At 59.6% G+C, this 14,876-nt stretch carries 16 protein-coding genes; 12 read left to right on the top strand and 4 right to left on the bottom strand.

The window, feature by feature from the left end:
* The first annotated feature begins 7 nt into the window (after positions 1 to 7).
* From AC07VG_RS03745 to AC07VG_RS03735, 3 genes are read left to right on the top strand one after another with little or no spacing between them, the layout of a single operon-like run.
* Complete coding sequence (locus tag AC07VG_RS03745) at positions 8 to 919, top strand: ABC transporter permease subunit (RefSeq protein ID WP_495000579.1); 912 nt, start codon at positions 8 to 10, stop codon at positions 917 to 919.
* 10 nt (positions 920 to 929) lie between these two features.
* Entirely contained in the window at positions 930 to 1,898 is a 969-nt protein-coding gene (locus AC07VG_RS03740) for an ABC transporter ATP-binding protein (protein ID WP_495020520.1), read from the top strand.
* Entirely contained in the window at positions 1,898 to 2,869 is a 972-nt protein-coding gene (locus tag AC07VG_RS03735; protein ID WP_495000577.1) for a peptide ABC transporter ATP-binding protein, read from the top strand. The genes AC07VG_RS03740 and AC07VG_RS03735 overlap by 1 nt, the downstream gene beginning before the upstream one ends.
* Before the next feature lie 114 nt (positions 2,870 to 2,983).
* Here the strand turns inward: AC07VG_RS03735 and AC07VG_RS03730 are convergent, their stop codons facing one another.
* Complete coding sequence (locus AC07VG_RS03730; protein WP_495000576.1) at positions 2,984 to 3,208, bottom strand: hypothetical protein; 225 nt, start codon at positions 3,206 to 3,208, stop codon at positions 2,984 to 2,986.
* A 901-nt stretch (positions 3,209 to 4,109) separates the two neighbouring features.
* Between AC07VG_RS03730 and AC07VG_RS03725 the strand changes: the two genes are divergently transcribed.
* Both AC07VG_RS03725 and AC07VG_RS03720 read left to right on the top strand, forming a co-directional pair.
* The gene (locus tag AC07VG_RS03725; protein WP_495000575.1) at positions 4,110 to 4,433 is read left to right on the top strand and encodes a hypothetical protein; all 324 of its coding nucleotides are present in this window, start codon (positions 4,110 to 4,112) and stop codon (positions 4,431 to 4,433) included.
* Complete coding sequence (locus AC07VG_RS03720; RefSeq protein ID WP_495000574.1) at positions 4,412 to 4,942, top strand: hypothetical protein; 531 nt, start codon at positions 4,412 to 4,414, stop codon at positions 4,940 to 4,942. Before AC07VG_RS03725 ends, AC07VG_RS03720 begins: the two co-directional genes overlap by 22 nt.
* A gap of 62 nt (positions 4,943 to 5,004) precedes the next feature.
* Here AC07VG_RS03720 and AC07VG_RS03715 read toward each other — a convergent pair whose 3' ends face one another.
* Positions 5,005 to 6,588 carry a peptide chain release factor 3 gene (locus AC07VG_RS03715; RefSeq protein WP_121134782.1) on the bottom strand — a complete coding sequence of 528 codons (1,584 nt, stop codon included), beginning with the start codon at positions 6,586 to 6,588 and terminating at the stop codon, positions 5,005 to 5,007.
* A gap of 339 nt (positions 6,589 to 6,927) precedes the next feature.
* Between AC07VG_RS03715 and AC07VG_RS03710 the strand changes: the two genes are divergently transcribed.
* The 7 genes from AC07VG_RS03710 to AC07VG_RS03680 all read left to right on the top strand — a co-directional run bounded on the left by AC07VG_RS03710 (position 6,928) and on the right by AC07VG_RS03680 (position 13,256).
* The gene (locus AC07VG_RS03710) at positions 6,928 to 7,644 is read left to right on the top strand and encodes an ABC transporter permease (RefSeq protein WP_495020519.1); all 717 of its coding nucleotides are present in this window, start codon (positions 6,928 to 6,930) and stop codon (positions 7,642 to 7,644) included.
* A gap of 20 nt (positions 7,645 to 7,664) precedes the next feature.
* Positions 7,665 to 8,558, top strand: coding sequence for a glycine betaine ABC transporter substrate-binding protein (locus AC07VG_RS03705; RefSeq protein ID WP_495000572.1), 894 nt, complete (start codon positions 7,665 to 7,667; stop codon positions 8,556 to 8,558).
* A 9-nt stretch (positions 8,559 to 8,567) separates the two neighbouring features.
* Positions 8,568 to 9,221 (top strand): ABC transporter permease, encoded by a 654-nt coding sequence (locus AC07VG_RS03700; protein ID WP_495000571.1) that lies wholly within the window; start codon positions 8,568 to 8,570, stop codon positions 9,219 to 9,221.
* The gene (locus AC07VG_RS03695) at positions 9,218 to 10,375 is read left to right on the top strand and encodes an osmoprotectant ABC transporter ATP-binding protein OsmV (protein ID WP_495020518.1); all 1,158 of its coding nucleotides are present in this window, start codon (positions 9,218 to 9,220) and stop codon (positions 10,373 to 10,375) included. The genes AC07VG_RS03700 and AC07VG_RS03695 overlap by 4 nt, the downstream gene beginning before the upstream one ends.
* Positions 10,376 to 11,312: 937 nt before the next feature.
* Positions 11,313 to 12,476 carry a type III PLP-dependent enzyme gene (locus AC07VG_RS03690; protein ID WP_495000569.1) on the top strand — a complete coding sequence of 388 codons (1,164 nt, stop codon included), beginning with the start codon at positions 11,313 to 11,315 and terminating at the stop codon, positions 12,474 to 12,476.
* Positions 12,477 to 12,655: 179 nt separating this feature from the next.
* On the top strand, positions 12,656 to 12,880 hold the full coding sequence (locus tag AC07VG_RS03685) for a type II toxin-antitoxin system HicA family toxin (RefSeq protein ID WP_495000568.1): 225 nt from the start codon (positions 12,656 to 12,658) through the stop codon (positions 12,878 to 12,880).
* Positions 12,849 to 13,256, top strand: coding sequence for a type II toxin-antitoxin system HicB family antitoxin (locus AC07VG_RS03680; protein WP_495000567.1), 408 nt, complete (start codon positions 12,849 to 12,851; stop codon positions 13,254 to 13,256). The genes AC07VG_RS03685 and AC07VG_RS03680 overlap by 32 nt, the downstream gene beginning before the upstream one ends.
* Positions 13,257 to 13,260: 4 nt before the next feature.
* On the opposite strand, the gene AC07VG_RS03675 is transcribed toward AC07VG_RS03680, so the two are convergent.
* A complete protein-coding gene (locus AC07VG_RS03675; protein WP_495020517.1) occupies positions 13,261 to 14,049 on the bottom strand; it encodes a tetratricopeptide repeat protein in 789 nt (262 codons plus the stop codon).
* Positions 14,050 to 14,052: 3 nt separating this feature from the next.
* Positions 14,053 to 14,733: a Fe2+-dependent dioxygenase gene (locus tag AC07VG_RS03670; RefSeq protein ID WP_495000565.1), complete on the bottom strand. Its 681-nt coding sequence runs from the start codon at positions 14,731 to 14,733 to the stop codon at positions 14,053 to 14,055.
* Positions 14,734 to 14,876: the final 143 nt, after the last annotated feature.

Genomic DNA, 14,876 nt, shown 5'->3' with positions numbered 1-14,876 from the left:
CAAGATCATGAGTACTACTATCGCTTCGACCACCGTCGATCAAAGCCTGCTGTACCCCTCGCCGTACAAGGAATTCTGGCAGCACTTCGCCAAGAACAAGGGCGCCGTCGCCGGTCTGCTGTTCATGTCGCTGGTGGTGTTCTGCGCGATCTTCGCGCCCTGGGTCGCCCCACACGACCCCAGCGAACAGTTCCGCGACGCCCTGCTGACCCCACCGTCGTGGCTTGCCGGTGGGCAGATCCAGTACCTGCTGGGCACCGACGAACTGGGCCGCGACCTGCTCTCGCGGCTGATCCATGGTTCGCGCCTGTCGCTGCTGATCGGCCTGTCCTCGGTGGTGATGTCGCTGATCCCGGGGATCATGATGGGCCTGCTGGCCGGCTTCTTCCCGCGCCTTCTCGGCCCGACCATCATGCGCCTGATGGACATCATGCTGGCCCTGCCTTCACTGCTGCTGGCCGTGGCGATTGTCGCCATCCTCGGCCCTGGCCTGATCAACACCGTGATCGCCATCGCCATTGTCTCGCTGCCGTCCTATGTACGCCTGACCCGCGCCGCGGTGATGGGCGAACTGAACCGTGACTACGTGACCGCCGCCCGCCTGGCGGGTGCCGGCCTGCCGCGCCTGATGTTCATCACCGTGCTGCCCAACTGCATGGCACCGCTGATCGTCCAGGCCACCCTGAGTTTCTCCTCGGCGATCCTCGATGCCGCCGCCCTGGGCTTCCTCGGCCTGGGCGTACAACCGCCCACCCCGGAGTGGGGCACCATGCTGGCTTCGGCCCGCGACTACATCGAGCGCGCCTGGTGGGTCGTCAGCCTGCCCGGCCTGACCATTTTGCTCAGCGTGCTGGCAATCAACCTGATGGGCGACGGCCTGCGCGATGCGCTGGACCCGAAACTCAAGAACGCCGCCTGAGGAGATTCCCATGTCACTGCTAGAAATCAAGAATCTCAATGTTCGCTTCGGCGACAAGACCGCCGTTCCAGTGGTCGACGGCCTCGACATCAGCGTGGACAAGGGCGAAGTCCTGGCCATTGTTGGCGAGTCGGGCTCGGGTAAATCCGTGACCATGATGGCGTTGATGGGGCTGATCGAGCACCCCGGCATCGTCACCGCCGACGCCCTGCGCTTCGACGGCAAGGACATGCTCAAGCTCAGCGCCCGCCAGCGTCGGCAGGTGGTCGGCAAGGACCTGGCAATGGTTTTCCAGGACCCAATGACCGCGCTGAACCCCAGCTACACCGTGGGTTTCCAGATCGAGGAAGTGCTCCGCCTGCACCTGAAAATGTCCGGCAAGGCGGCGCGCAAGCGGGCCATCGAACTGCTGGAAAAAGTCGAGATTCCCGGCGCCACCAGCCGCATGGATGCCTACCCGCACCAACTGTCGGGGGGCATGAGCCAGCGCGTTGCGATCGCCATGGCGATTGCCGGCGAACCCAAGTTGCTGATCGCCGATGAACCGACCACCGCCCTGGACGTGACCATCCAGGCGCAGATCATGGATCTGCTGCTCAGCCTGCAACAAGAGCAGAACATGGGCCTGGTGCTGATCACCCACGACCTCGCGGTCGTTGCCGAAACCGCCCAGCGGGTCTGCGTGATGTACGCCGGCCAGGCCGTGGAAGTCGGCCAGGTGCCGGGCTTGTTCGATGTGCCGGCGCATCCCTACAGCGAAGCCTTGCTCAAGGCGATTCCGGAGCACAGCCTGGGGGCCGAGCGCCTGTCGACCCTGCCGGGTATCGTGCCCGGGCGTTATGACCGGCCGCAGGGTTGCCTGCTGTCGCCGCGCTGCCCCTATGTGCAGGAAAGCTGCCGGCTGCAGCGTCCGACCCTGGACCAAAAAGCCAACAGCCTTGCCCGTTGCTTCTTCCCGCTGAACCAGGAGGTGGCGTAATGGCCGTCGTTCTTACCGCCCGCGACCTCACCCGTCACTACGAAGTCTCCCGTGGCCTGTTCAAGGGCCATGCGCTGGTGCGCGCGCTCAATGGCGTGTCGTTCGAACTGGAAGCCGGCAAGACCCTCGCCGTGGTCGGCGAGTCGGGCTGCGGCAAATCCACCCTGGCCCGGGCCCTGACACTGATCGAAGAGCCGTCGTCCGGCTCGCTGAAAATCGCCGGGCAGGAAGTCGCCGGGGCCGACAAGGCCCAGCGCAAGCAACTGCGCAAAGACGTGCAGATGGTGTTCCAGAGCCCCTATGCCTCGCTCAATCCGCGGCAGAAGATCGGCGACCAACTGGGCGAGCCGCTGCTGATCAACACCAAGCTGTCCGCCGCCGAGCGTCGGGAAAAAGTCCAGGCGATGATGAAGCAGGTCGGCTTGCGCCCCGAGCACTATCATCGCTACCCGCACATGTTCTCCGGCGGCCAGCGCCAGCGTATCGCCCTGGCGCGGGCGATGATGCTGCAACCGAAAGTGCTGGTGGCGGACGAACCGACCTCGGCGCTGGACGTGTCGATCCAGGCCCAGGTGCTGAACCTGTTCATGGATCTGCAGCAGGAGTTCAACACCGCCTACGTGTTCATCTCCCACAACCTGGCAGTGGTCCGTCACGTGGCCGACCAGGTGCTGGTGATGTACCTCGGCCGGCCGGTGGAAATGGGCCCGAAGGAAGACATCTATGCCCGTCCCCTGCACCCGTACACCCAGGCCCTGCTCTCGGCGACGCCGGCGATCCACCCGGATCCGTTGAAGCCGAAGATCAAGATCGCCGGCGAATTGCCTAACCCGCTCAACCCGCCGTCCGGCTGCGCCTTCCACAAGCGCTGCCCATACGCCACCGAGCGTTGCAGCACGGAAGAGCCGGCCTTGCGCGAGCTCGACTCGCGGCAGGTGGCTTGCCATTACGCGGAGCAATTCCTCGGCTGACAGGCAACAAAAAAGCGCTCTCCTGAGTAAGCGAGAACGCTGAAAACGCTAGTACGGCCTCTTTCGTCGAGCGAGTTATCCGCTGGGCGCAAGGGGCTTTTTCATTCGTGCGACTCAGGTATCGCTGTCGCTGTCATCGCCGCTGTCATCGCCCGAATCATCCTGACCAGGATCGGCTTTCTTGTCGGTGTCATCGGCGTAAAGCGCGTGCACCGCGGATTTCGAAGGAGAAACCGCCCCATGATCCGACACCGCATTACTGGCCCAGGCACTTGAAGCCCCCACCATCAACAACACCAGCACCTTGATCAGCAGCACGCCGCGTTGAAAAATTTTCATCGTCGCTTCCGTCCCTCTGTGGATAAATCACCAGCACCTTGCAGCCGACTTCAAGAAGGCAACCGCAACTTGTCTGAACCTAGACCCGTTGAACGGACTTTTCCATACTGGCTAGATGAAAACTGCTGGCTGGCGATAGAATTATTCTGAATGACCATTAGATTCAAAAAGAATATAGGCCACTTCGATAGCGTTTCTCAGCATCAGCAACACCTCGAAGAATAAGAAATCGGAAAAGCCCAGACAAAACCTAATCCAACTCAGTTAAGGGCAATCTTCAGCTTGCCGGTATTTGTGGCGAGCGGGCTTGCCCGCGCTGGGGCTGATTGAGACCGGGAATAAATGCCGCAGGCCGAACGAATGCCGGGGCTAACAGCAGAATTAAATATTTCAAAAAGCTTGAATTACGAACAAAGTACCAAGCATGGGTTATTACATTATTCATAGACACCTCATATAGCTAGACTCATAGCGCCTCCGACGCGTCAGGCCATATGCAGCCAGTACGAATATAGTCTATCCCAACCGGGATGAACATTACGAAACCAACCAATTTTTCAGTGAAAGTGCGGGTGGGATGCATGACTCACCATCCTCTCGACTCTATAGAACCATGTACCACAAAGCGTGTCGACTCAAACGCTGCCACACAAAAGTCAACGCCAGCAAGCAGGGTTCCTGCAGGGCTCTCGGCAAGTCAGAACCATGGACACTAATAAAAATCAACTCTATACAGCAAGGTTTTCCGAGATCATACCTAAAACGCACACACATCCAAAATAGAAACAGGCCTCAAACAACAAAGAAAATACCTACAAAACAAATCCAATTTCCCGATAGCTTTCGCTGTCCTCAGGAAAATATATTCATCTATTCCTCAGCCAGACAAAGCCACTCCATCATGATCTGCAGCACGCTCAATGTGTCCTTCGGAGAGAAAAGCAAAAATGGCCTTGAAAAAATCGGCACACTCTATAAAAAGCTGAAGGTATTCAACGTTGCCATTTCAGCAGGAACGTTAGTCAATTTATTCTTCAAGAATGGCGTCATCGGTAGCAGCTACGCCATCTCCAACTACGACTTCAAGTTATTTAGCGACGCCATGCAATCATCACCGGGTATTATCAGGAGCGGCATCCAGCAAATCGCCTGGGACCTTAGCCAAGATAACGCTATAACTTACAATGAACGAGAATTCTGGAAGTGCATAATAAATGCGGCTTAACTCATACAGCTGTTTTTTTCGCCGTTCTGCTTTCAGCAATCGCACAGGCTGATGGCTTGAGCGTAAAAGAAGAGCTGATCAGTCAATTCAAAGACGCCACGGACAACTATCACAAAAAATCTGACGAGTGCCTGTCGCAGGAAAAGACCAAAACAGCGATCACCCCCAACGACCTTAGCGTTTTCAAAAAATCAGAAGCCGCTATCTTGCTCGGAGTAGAAATCAGGCAACGACTCAAAACCTGCGTCGAAGCTGAAGAAAATATAGCCGTCCGCAAACACCTGGAACTCTTGGACCATCTGACATCGACAGAGAAAAACTCTATAGATTTTAAAACTTACAACGAAATACTAAGCACGTATTTTGGTATAGACGACAGCTTCGACAGAGAACGTCACGAAAAATATAGAAACATTTCTCAAGCCGAAAGAGATAAATTTCTGACCATTACGAAAGATAAAAATCTTCAGGTCAAACTCACTCCTCTCATAGAGCACCTGGCCGACTAATCACCCTTTAATAAAAAAGGCAAAACATTAATGTTTTGCCTTTTTATATAGCTTTTCTTTATTTAGTGATGTTCGCGCGTCGCGCGGAATTTCACGTCCGGCCAGCGCTCTTCCATCAGCGCCAGGTTGACCCGGGTCGGCGCCAGGTAGGTCAGGTGACCGCCGCCATCCAACGCGAGGTTTTCCACGGCCTTGACCCGCAGCTCATCAAGCTTCTTCTTGTCGCTGCAATCAATCCAGCGCGCGGACCACACGGTGATCGGCTCATACGAGCACTCGACCTTGTATTCCTCTTTCAAGCGGCTGGCGACCACATCGAACTGCAGCACACCGACGGCACCGAGGATGATGTCGTTGCTGCGCTCGGGGAAGAACACCTGGGTCGCGCCCTCTTCCGCCAACTGCTGCAAACCTTGACGCAGTTGCTTGGACTTGAGCGGGTCACGCAGGCGCACGCGACGGAACAGTTCTGGAGCGAAGTGCGGGATACCGGTAAAGCCCAGGGCCTCGCCCTCGGTAAAGGTGTCGCCGATCTGGATGGTGCCGTGGTTGTGCAGGCCGATGATGTCGCCGGCGTAGGCTTCTTCCAGTTGCTCGCGCTCGGAGGAGAAGAAGGTCAGCGCATCGCCGATCCGCACATCCTTGCCGGTGCGCACATGGCGCATTTTCATGCCCTTGTCGTACTTGCCCGAACAGATGCGCATAAAGGCGATCCGGTCGCGGTGCTTGGGGTCCATGTTCGCCTGGATCTTGAACACAAAGCCGGCGAACTTCTCTTCCACCGGCTCCACGGTGCGCTCGTTGGCGACGCGAGCCAGAGGCATCGGCGCCCAATCAACAACCGCGTCCAGCACATGATCGACACCGAAGTTGCCCAGGGCAGTACCGAAGAACACCGGGGTCAGCTGGCCGTCGAGGAACTCCTGCCGGTTGAACTCGTGACAGGCACCCTGCACCAGTTCCAACTGGTCGACAAAACGGTCGTACTCGTCACCCAGGTGCGCGCGGGCTTCGTCGGAGTCGAGCTTCTCGATGATTTTCACATCGGTACGTTCATGCCCATGACCAGCGGTGTAGACAATGATGTAGTCGTCGGCCAGGTGGTACACACCCTTGAAATCGCGGTAGCAACCGATCGGCCAGGTGATCGGCGCGGCCTTGATTTTCAGGACGGCTTCGATCTCGTCGAGCAGTTCGATGGGGTCGCGGATATCGCGGTCGAGCTTGTTGATAAAGCTGACAATGGGCGTGTCACGCAGACGACAGACGTCCATCAGGGCGATGGTCCGTGGCTCGACGCCCTTACCGCCGTCGAGGACCATCAGCGCCGAGTCGACCGCGGTCAGGGTGCGGTAGGTATCTTCGGAGAAGTCTTCGTGGCCCGGGGTGTCGAGCAGGTTGATCATGTGATCGCGATACGGGAACTGCATGACCGACGTGGTAATCGAGATACCCCGTTGTTTTTCCATTTCCATCCAGTCGGAGGTGGCATGACGGTCGGATTTGCGAGATTTCACCGTGCCGGCAACCGCAATCGCCTTGCCCATCAGCAACAGCTTCTCGGTGATGGTGGTTTTACCGGCATCGGGGTGGGAAATAATGGCGAAAGTGCGGCGTTTCGCGACTTCGGCGGCCTGGTGGGTCATGGGAAATCGCCTGGCAGGTGAGTCAAAAAAGGGCGGCGAGTATAGCGCAAACCGAGGTCCACGGACCACCGCTCACCCGCTTGCAGTGACTTCAAGGGTGGCTAAATGCTGCCAATTATGGAACCTTTTAAAAGGTGGAGGCGTCCACTCCCCTGCTACCTGACTCGTACCAGGGGCTGAAATATCAGCAAGTCAGCCTGACGAGGCTGCGCTTATGGCCCGACCGCCTGCCGCTTTGCCGGCAGTGGCGAGCTGCATTTCGCGAACACTTTCTTCGGCGGCCAGGAATGGCATTGCCACACGAAGCGGTGTTCGCCGACAGAAAAAAGGAGTCCGCCTGTGGCTATTCGCTATGACAAAGGGCTGATAGGTGGAGCGGTTGTCGTCGCTCTCCTGGCCCTGCTGGTCCACTGGATTGGCATCAACACGATCGAACGGTACCGCGACGATTTGCTGTTTTACCTGCAAGCTCATCTGATCCTGGTCCTTGTCTCCATGCTTGCCGCCCTGATTGCAGGGATTCCCGCCGGTATCCTGCTGAGCCGACCGAGCATGGTCGGGCGCGCGGAACGCTTCATGCAGATCTTCAATATCGGTAACACCGTCCCACCCCTGGCCGTGCTGGCCATCGCCCTCGGCGTGTTGGGCATTGGCAGTGGCCCGGCGATCCTCGCCCTGTTCCTCGCCTCCCTCCTGCCCATCGTGCGCAACACCTACGAAGGCCTGAAAAACGTCCAGGGCTCCCTGAAAGAAGCCGCCGTCGGCATCGGTATGACCCCGCGCCAGGTGCTGTTGCAGGTGGAACTGCCCAACGCCGCGCCGATCATCATCGGTGGTGTGCGGGTGGCCCTGGCGATCAACGTCGGTACCGCGCCCCTGGCGTTCCTGATTGGCGCCAACAGCCTCGGCAGCCTGATTTTCCCCGGCATTGCCCTGAACAATCAGCCGCAACTGCTGCTCGGCGCCGCCTGCACCGCGCTGTTGGCCTTGCTGCTTGACGGCCTGGTGAGCATGACCAGCCGCTTCTGGCTGGAACGCGGAGTCCGAGTGTCTTAAGACTCGGCAAAGGAATCGATATGAAAAAACTGACTGCGATACTGGTCTGCGTCCTGCTGTCCGCGGGAATAGCGCAGGCCGCTGAAAAACCCTTGATCCGCATCGGCGCCCGGGTCTTCACCGAACAGACCCTGCTGGCGGAAATCACCGCCCAGTACCTGCGCACCAAGGGCTATAACCCCCAGGTGACCGGCGGCCTGGGCAGCAACCTGGCACGCAGTGCCCAGGAAAGCGGGCAACTGGACCTGATCTGGGAATACACCGGGGTGTCGCTGGTGGCCTACAACCATGTCGACGAGAAACTCGACAGCGAACAGTCCTACGCCCGGGTCAAGGAGCTCGATGCGAAAAAGGGCCTGGTCTGGCTGGCGCCGTCGAAGTTCAGCAACACCTACGCGCTGTCCCTGCCGGAGCAGGTGGCCAAGGAATACCCGCAGATCAACAGCATCAGCGACCTGACCCAGGCCCTGGCCAAAGACAGCCAGGAAAACCGCCTGGTGGCCCTGGACACCGAGTTCGCCAACCGTTCCGACGGCCTGGCCGGCATGGTCAAGCTGTACCAGATGAACCTGACCCGCAAGAACACCCGGCAGATGGACGCCGGCCTGGTCTATACGGCGTTGCGTAACGGCCAGGTGTTTGCCGGCCTGGTCTACACCACCGACGGTCGCCTCAACGCCTTCAAATTGAAGCTGCTGGAAGACGACAGGCATTACTTCCCGGACTACACCGCCGCCCCTGTGGTGCGCCAGGTTTACCTGGACGCCCACCCGCAACTGGCCGCCGATCTCAAGCCACTGGCGGCGCTGTTCGACAACGACACCATGCGCCAGCTGAATGCGCGGGTCGATGTCGAGCATGAAAGCCCGTCCGCCGTGGCCGCCGACTTCCTGCGCCAACATCCGATCAACTGAGGAGAAGACATGGAATTTCTCAAGGCCTTTTCCCATCTCGACTGGACACAGGTCCTGCACCTGACCTGGCAGCACATCACCCTGGTGGGCATCGCCGTCATGCTCGCAATTGTCGTCGGCGTGCCCCTGGGCGTGCTGATGACCCGTTTTCCCAGCCTGGCCGGGCCACTGCAAGCCAGCGCCACGGTGCTGCTGACCGTGCCGTCCATCGCCCTGTTCGGCCTGCTGCTGCCGTTCTACTCCAGGTTCGGCCAGGGCCTGGGGCCGCTGCCGGCGATCAGCGCGGTGTTCCTCTACTCCCTGCTGCCGATCATGCGCAACACCTACCTGGCGCTGACCAGTGTCGAGCCGGGTATTCGCGAAGCCGCGCGCGGCATCGGCATGACCTTCGGCCAGCGCCTGCGCAGGGTCGAGCTGCCCATCGCGGTGCCGGTGATCCTCGCCGGTGTCCGCACCGCCGTGGTGATGAACATCGGCGTCATGACCATCGCTGCCACCATCGGTGCCGGCGGCCTGGGGGTATTGATCCTCGCCGCCATCAGTCGCAGCGACATGTCGATGCTGATCGTCGGCGCGGTACTGGTCAGCCTCCTGGCCATCGTCGCCGACCTGCTTCTGCAATGGTTGCAACGCACGCTGACTCCAAAAGGACTGCTCAAATGATCGCACTTCAAAACCTGACCAAGACCTTTCAAAGCAACGGCAAGACCATCAGCGCCGTCGACTCGGTAAGCCTGACCGTCAACGAAGGCGAGATCTGTGTATTTCTCGGCCCTTCGGGTTGCGGCAAGAGCACCACGCTGAAGATGATCAACCGCCTGATCAAGCCCACCTCGGGCAAGATCCTGATCAACGGCGAAGACACCAGCGACCTGGACGCCGTGACCCTGCGCCGTAACATCGGTTATGTGATCCAGCAGATCGGTCTGTTCCCCAATATGACCATCGAGGAAAACATCGTGGTGGTGCCAAAACTGCTGGGCTGGGACAAGCAGAAATGCCACGACCGCGCCCGTGAATTGATGAGCATGATCAAGCTGGAGCCCAGGCAGTACCTGCACCGCTACCCACGTGAGCTGTCCGGTGGTCAGCAACAGCGGATCGGCGTGATCCGCGCCCTGGCGGCCGACGCGCCGTTGCTGCTGATGGATGAGCCGTTCGGCGCGGTCGACCCGATCAACCGCGAGATGATCCAGAACGAGTTCTTCGAAATGCAGCGGGCGCTGAACAAGACCGTGATCATGGTCAGCCACGATATCGACGAAGCCATCAAGCTGGGTGACAAGATCGCCATCTTTCGCGCTGGCAAGCTGTTGCAGCTCGATCACCCGGACACCCTGTTGGCCCACCCGGTCGACGAATTCGTCAGCAGCTTTGTCGGCCAGGACAGCACCCTCAAGCGCCTGCTGCTGGTGAAGGCCGAAGACGCCGCGGACAACGCGCCATCGGTGAGCCCGGAGACCCCGGTGGCCGATGCCCTGGAGCTGATGGACGAGCATGATCGGCGCTACATGGTGGTTACTGACGCTGGGAACAGGGCGCGGGGTTATGTGCGCCGCCGCGACCTGCACCGTCAGGCCGGGACCTGCGCGCAGTTCCTGCGCGAGTTCAACGCCACGGCGGCGTACGACGAACACCTGCGCATCCTGTTGTCGCGGATGTACGAGTTCAACCGTTCGTGGCTGCCGGTGATGGACGCCGAGCGGGTATTCCTTGGCGAGGTGACCCAGGAGTCGATTGCCGCCTACCTGAGTTCCGGGCGCTCGCGTGGGGCCAAGACCAGCATTGTCTCGCCCGCCGAGCTGGCGGCGGTCTGACAGACTGCCGGCTCTTGCAGGAGCCTGGTTTGTCGGGACGCCGCACCGCAGCGAAGAGGCCCTTGAGGCCGCCAAAAGCTTCGCGGGCAAGCTCCGCTCCCACATGGGGACCGTGCCGAACGCAGATCTTGTAGACGACACAACCCTGTAGGAGCCTGGCTTGCCAGCGAAGAGGCCCTTGAGGCCGCCAAAAGCTTCGCGGGCAAGCTCCGCTCCCACATGGGGACCGCGCCGAACGCAGATCTTGTAGACGACACAACCCTGTAGGAGCCTGGCTTGCCAGCGAAGAGGCCATTGAGGCCGCCAAGAGCTTCGCGGGCAAGCTCCGCTCCCACATGGGGACCGTGCCAAACGCAGATCTTGTAGACGACACAACCCTGTAGGAGCCTGGCTTGCCAGCGATGAGGCCATTGAGGCCGCCAAAAGCTTCGCGGGCAAGCTCCGCTCCCACATGGGGACCGCGCAGAACGCAGATCTTGTAGACGACACAACCCTGTAGGAGCCTGGCTTGCCAGCGATGAGGCCCTTGAGGCCGCCAAAAGCTTCGCGGGCAAGCTCCGCTCCCAGCCAATGCCCCACTTTGGGATTGGCACAAAATCTCCCAGATCGCTCTTCTCGGGGAACATCAGACTGTCATCCGGGTCGGTTAAATAGGTGACTGATCCGGACCACGCGACGGGTGCGTGCAAAAACGCGACATTTTTAGTTGATCTCAAGCCCCTCAAGTCCTAAAGTTCGCGCCGAACGTCCATGCTGGAAACGATCCATCCGGCTCAAGTACTGACGACGAGACAGCAAGGCCAAGGGAAGCGGTTGTTCCCATGGCCTTTTTGCTTTCGGCGACATGCCTTGGGAAGTAGGCGAACCAAAGTGGGGATACGGAGGACGTTCATTTGCACCCATTGATCAATCTAGTTTGCCAGTAGGAGTTCCCAGCATGTCGATTCAGGTCGAAGACTATTTCGCGCGCGCCACTTTTGACAAAATGAAGGCGTTCGCCGACAAACAAGAAACCCCGTTCGTGGTGATCGACACCGCGATGATCAGCCAGGCCTACGATGACCTGCGCGCCGGTTTCGAATTCGCCAAGGTCTATTACGCGGTCAAGGCCAACCCGGCCGTCGAGATCATCGACCTGCTGAACAAAAAAGGCTCCAGCTTCGACATCGCCTCGATCTACGAACTGGACAAGGTCCTGGGCCAGGGCGTCAGCGCCGACCGTATCAGCTACGGCAACACCATCAAGAAATCCAAAGACATCCGCTACTTCTACGAGAAGGGCGTGCGCCTGTACTCCACCGACTCCGAAGCCGACCTGCGCAATATCGCCAAGGCCGCGCCGGGCTCCAAGATCTACGTGCGGATCCTCACCGAAGGCTCGACCACCGCCGACTGGCCGTTGTCGCGCAAGTTCGGCTGCCAGACCGACATGGCCATGGACCTGCTGATCCTCGCCCGCGACCTGGGCCTGGTGCCTTATGGCGTGTCCTTCCACGTCGGTTCGCAACAGCGCGATATCAGCGTCTGGGACGCGGCGATCGCCAAGGTCAAGGTGATCTTCGAGCGCCTGAAGGAAGAAGACGGTATCAATCTCAAGCTGATCAACATGGGCGGTGGCTTCCCGGCCAACTACATCACCCGCACCAACAGCCTGGAAACCTATGCTGAAGAAATCATCCGTTTCCTCAAGGAAGACTTCGGCGACGACCTGCCGGAAATCATCCTCGAACCAGGTCGTTCGTTGATCGCCAACGCCGGGATCCTGGTCAGTGAAGTGGTGTTGGTCGCGCGGAAATCGCGTACCGCCGTCGAGCGCTGGGTGTACACCGACGTGGGTAAATTCTCCGGTCTGATCGAAACCATGGACGAAGCCATCAAGTTCCCGATCTGGACTGAGAAGAAAGGCGAGATGGAAGAAGTGGTCATCGCCGGTCCTACCTGCGACAGCGCCGATATCATGTACGAAAACTACAAGTACGGCCTGCCACTGAACCTGGCTATCGGCGACCGCCTGTACTGGCTGTCCACCGGTGCCTACACCACCAGTTACAGCGCCGTGGAATTCAATGGCTTCCCGCCGTTGAAGTCCTTCTACGTGTAAGACGCCGGGCCGCTGAAAGGCGGCCTTGCAGACACCGCGCGTTGCTCCCGAAAGGCCCGTGAACCCTCACGGGCCTTTTCTATTTCACATGCTGCAAAACCTTTCGAAGCGGTGTACGGTTGCTCTGTGGAATTTGGTGGGTACAGTAACCACCAAACCCATCGACAAGGAACGTCGTCTTGAATAGCCGACAGCTGATCAGGCTTATCGAAGCGGACGGTTGGTATCTGGTCATGATCAAGGGCAGTCACCACCACTTCAAGCACCTGTACAAACCAGGGCTGGTGACCATCCCCCATCCGAAGAAGGACCTACTGACCAAGACAGTCACCAGCATCCTGAAACAAGCACAGTTGCAAGCAGGAGACCATCATGCTTTTCCCCATTGCGATTCAACCCGGTGATGAGCAGCACGCCTGGGGCGTAGAGGTTCCGGATATTCCGGGCTGCTTCTCGGCGGGCGAGGACCTGGACGACGCCCTGGCCATGGCCCGTGAAGCCATCGAAGGGCATCTGGAAATTCTCGCCGAGGACGACGCCCCCATCCCTCGCGCGGGCACCGTGACCCAGCACGCAAAAAATCCAGACTACGCGGGCTGCATCTGGGCCCTGGTGAGCATCGATATCACCCAGTACCTGGGCAAGTCGGAAAAACTCAATATCACCTTGCCGGGTTACCTGTTGAGCCGTATCGACGCTTACGTGCGCAATCATCCCGAGCAGAAGAGCCGTTCCGGCTTCCTGGCCAGCGCGGCCTTGCGCGTGTTGCAGGGCGTCTGAGCCTTCACCCCACCAGCGCCTGCAATGCTGCAGCATCGGTTTCATCGCCCAGCAGCGCCGCTCGCTGGTGGTAGTCCAGCGCCAGCGCGCGGATCTCGGGATGCGCCACCGCCAGCAGGGCCTGGCGAGCGACCCGGAGGAATTTCAGGTTGCCTCCCACCCATGCCTGGCGCAACCAGTCCAGCGCCTGGTCGATCTGCCCCAGGTCCGCCAGCACCGCGGCATAACTGAACTGTCCGCGAAAGTCGCCGCCCTCGGCCGACCGCCGATACCATTCGCAGGCCGCCACGAGATCGACCGGACAGAAACGTCCGTCCTCCAGATAGCGCCCCAGCAGGTTCATCGATTTGGCATGCCCCCGTTCAGCGGCACGCCGGTAGCAGGCCAGCGCCGCAACCTGATCCTCGACGACTCCACGCCCGGTCGCCAGCAGATTGGCATAGTTGTACAAGCCCCAGTCCAAGCCGCCTTCGGCCGCCAGACGGTATTCCTGTGCCGCCGCCCGGGCGTCGGGCGCACAACCCCAGCCCTGTTCAAGGCAACGTCCGAGCATATTGCGCGCCATCAAGTGGCCGCCGTTCGCCGCGATCCGGAACCAGCGCAAGGCCAGCGCCGGGTCCTGCTCGATGCCCTGCCCGTCCAGCAGGATCTGCCCCAGCAGCGCCTGGGCTTCGAGGACGCCCTGGGCGGCCGCCAACAACACCGCCTGGGCCGCCCGGGCCGGATTCTCTTCAAGCATCGCCTTGAGTGAGTCACCGTCGAGCAGTTCCTCCCGACGCAGATGAAAGCCCATGCCCTAGACCTCGACCCAACGCCGCAACAGGTTGTGATAGGTCCCGGTGAGCTGGATCAGCGCCGGATGCTCGGGGACATCGCGGGTCAGGCTCTGGATCGCCCCATCCATTTCAAACAGCAAGCTGCGCTGGCTGTCTTCACGCACCAGGCTCTGGGTCCAGAAGAACGCGGCATAGCGGGAACCGCGAGTCACGGCATTGACCTTGTGCAAGCTGGTGCCCGGATAGAGCAACAGGTCGCCGGCGGGCAACTTGACCTGACGGCTGCCGAAGGTGTCCTGGATCTCCAGTTCGCCGCCCTCGTATTCATCCGGATCGCTGAAAAACAGCGTGGAAGACAGGTCGGTGCGGACCCGCTCCGAGTGGCCCTTGGGCTGGCGCACGGCGTTATCGATATGGAAATCGAAACTGCCACCGGCCGTGTAACAGTTCAGCAACGGTGGAAACACCTTATGCGGTAACGCCGCCGACATGAATTGCGGATTTTTCCACAACCGCTCCAGCATCGCCGCGCCGATTTCCTGCGCCAGCGGATGGCCTTCGGGCAGTTGCAGGTTGTGCTTGGCCTTGGCCGACTGATAGCCGGCCGTCACCTTGCCGTCAGCCCAATCGGCCTGCTCCAGGGCCTGGCGTATGCGCAGCAGCTCTTCACGGGAGAACAAGCCGGGAATGTGCAACAGCATGGTCGATACCTGAAAACGAATGAGTGCCAATGGTATTGATTCTTATTGCCACTGTAAAACCCTTATCCGCCGCCGCGCGCAGCAGAACGTCAAAACCGTAAAGGGAAAGTGCAAGGAACGTGATTTATTGCGAATAATAATTT

The sequence above is a fragment of the Pseudomonas sp. GW821-FHT03C07 genome (genome assembly GCF_059420925.1).
This window is presented reverse-complemented; position numbering and strand designations above follow the sequence as displayed.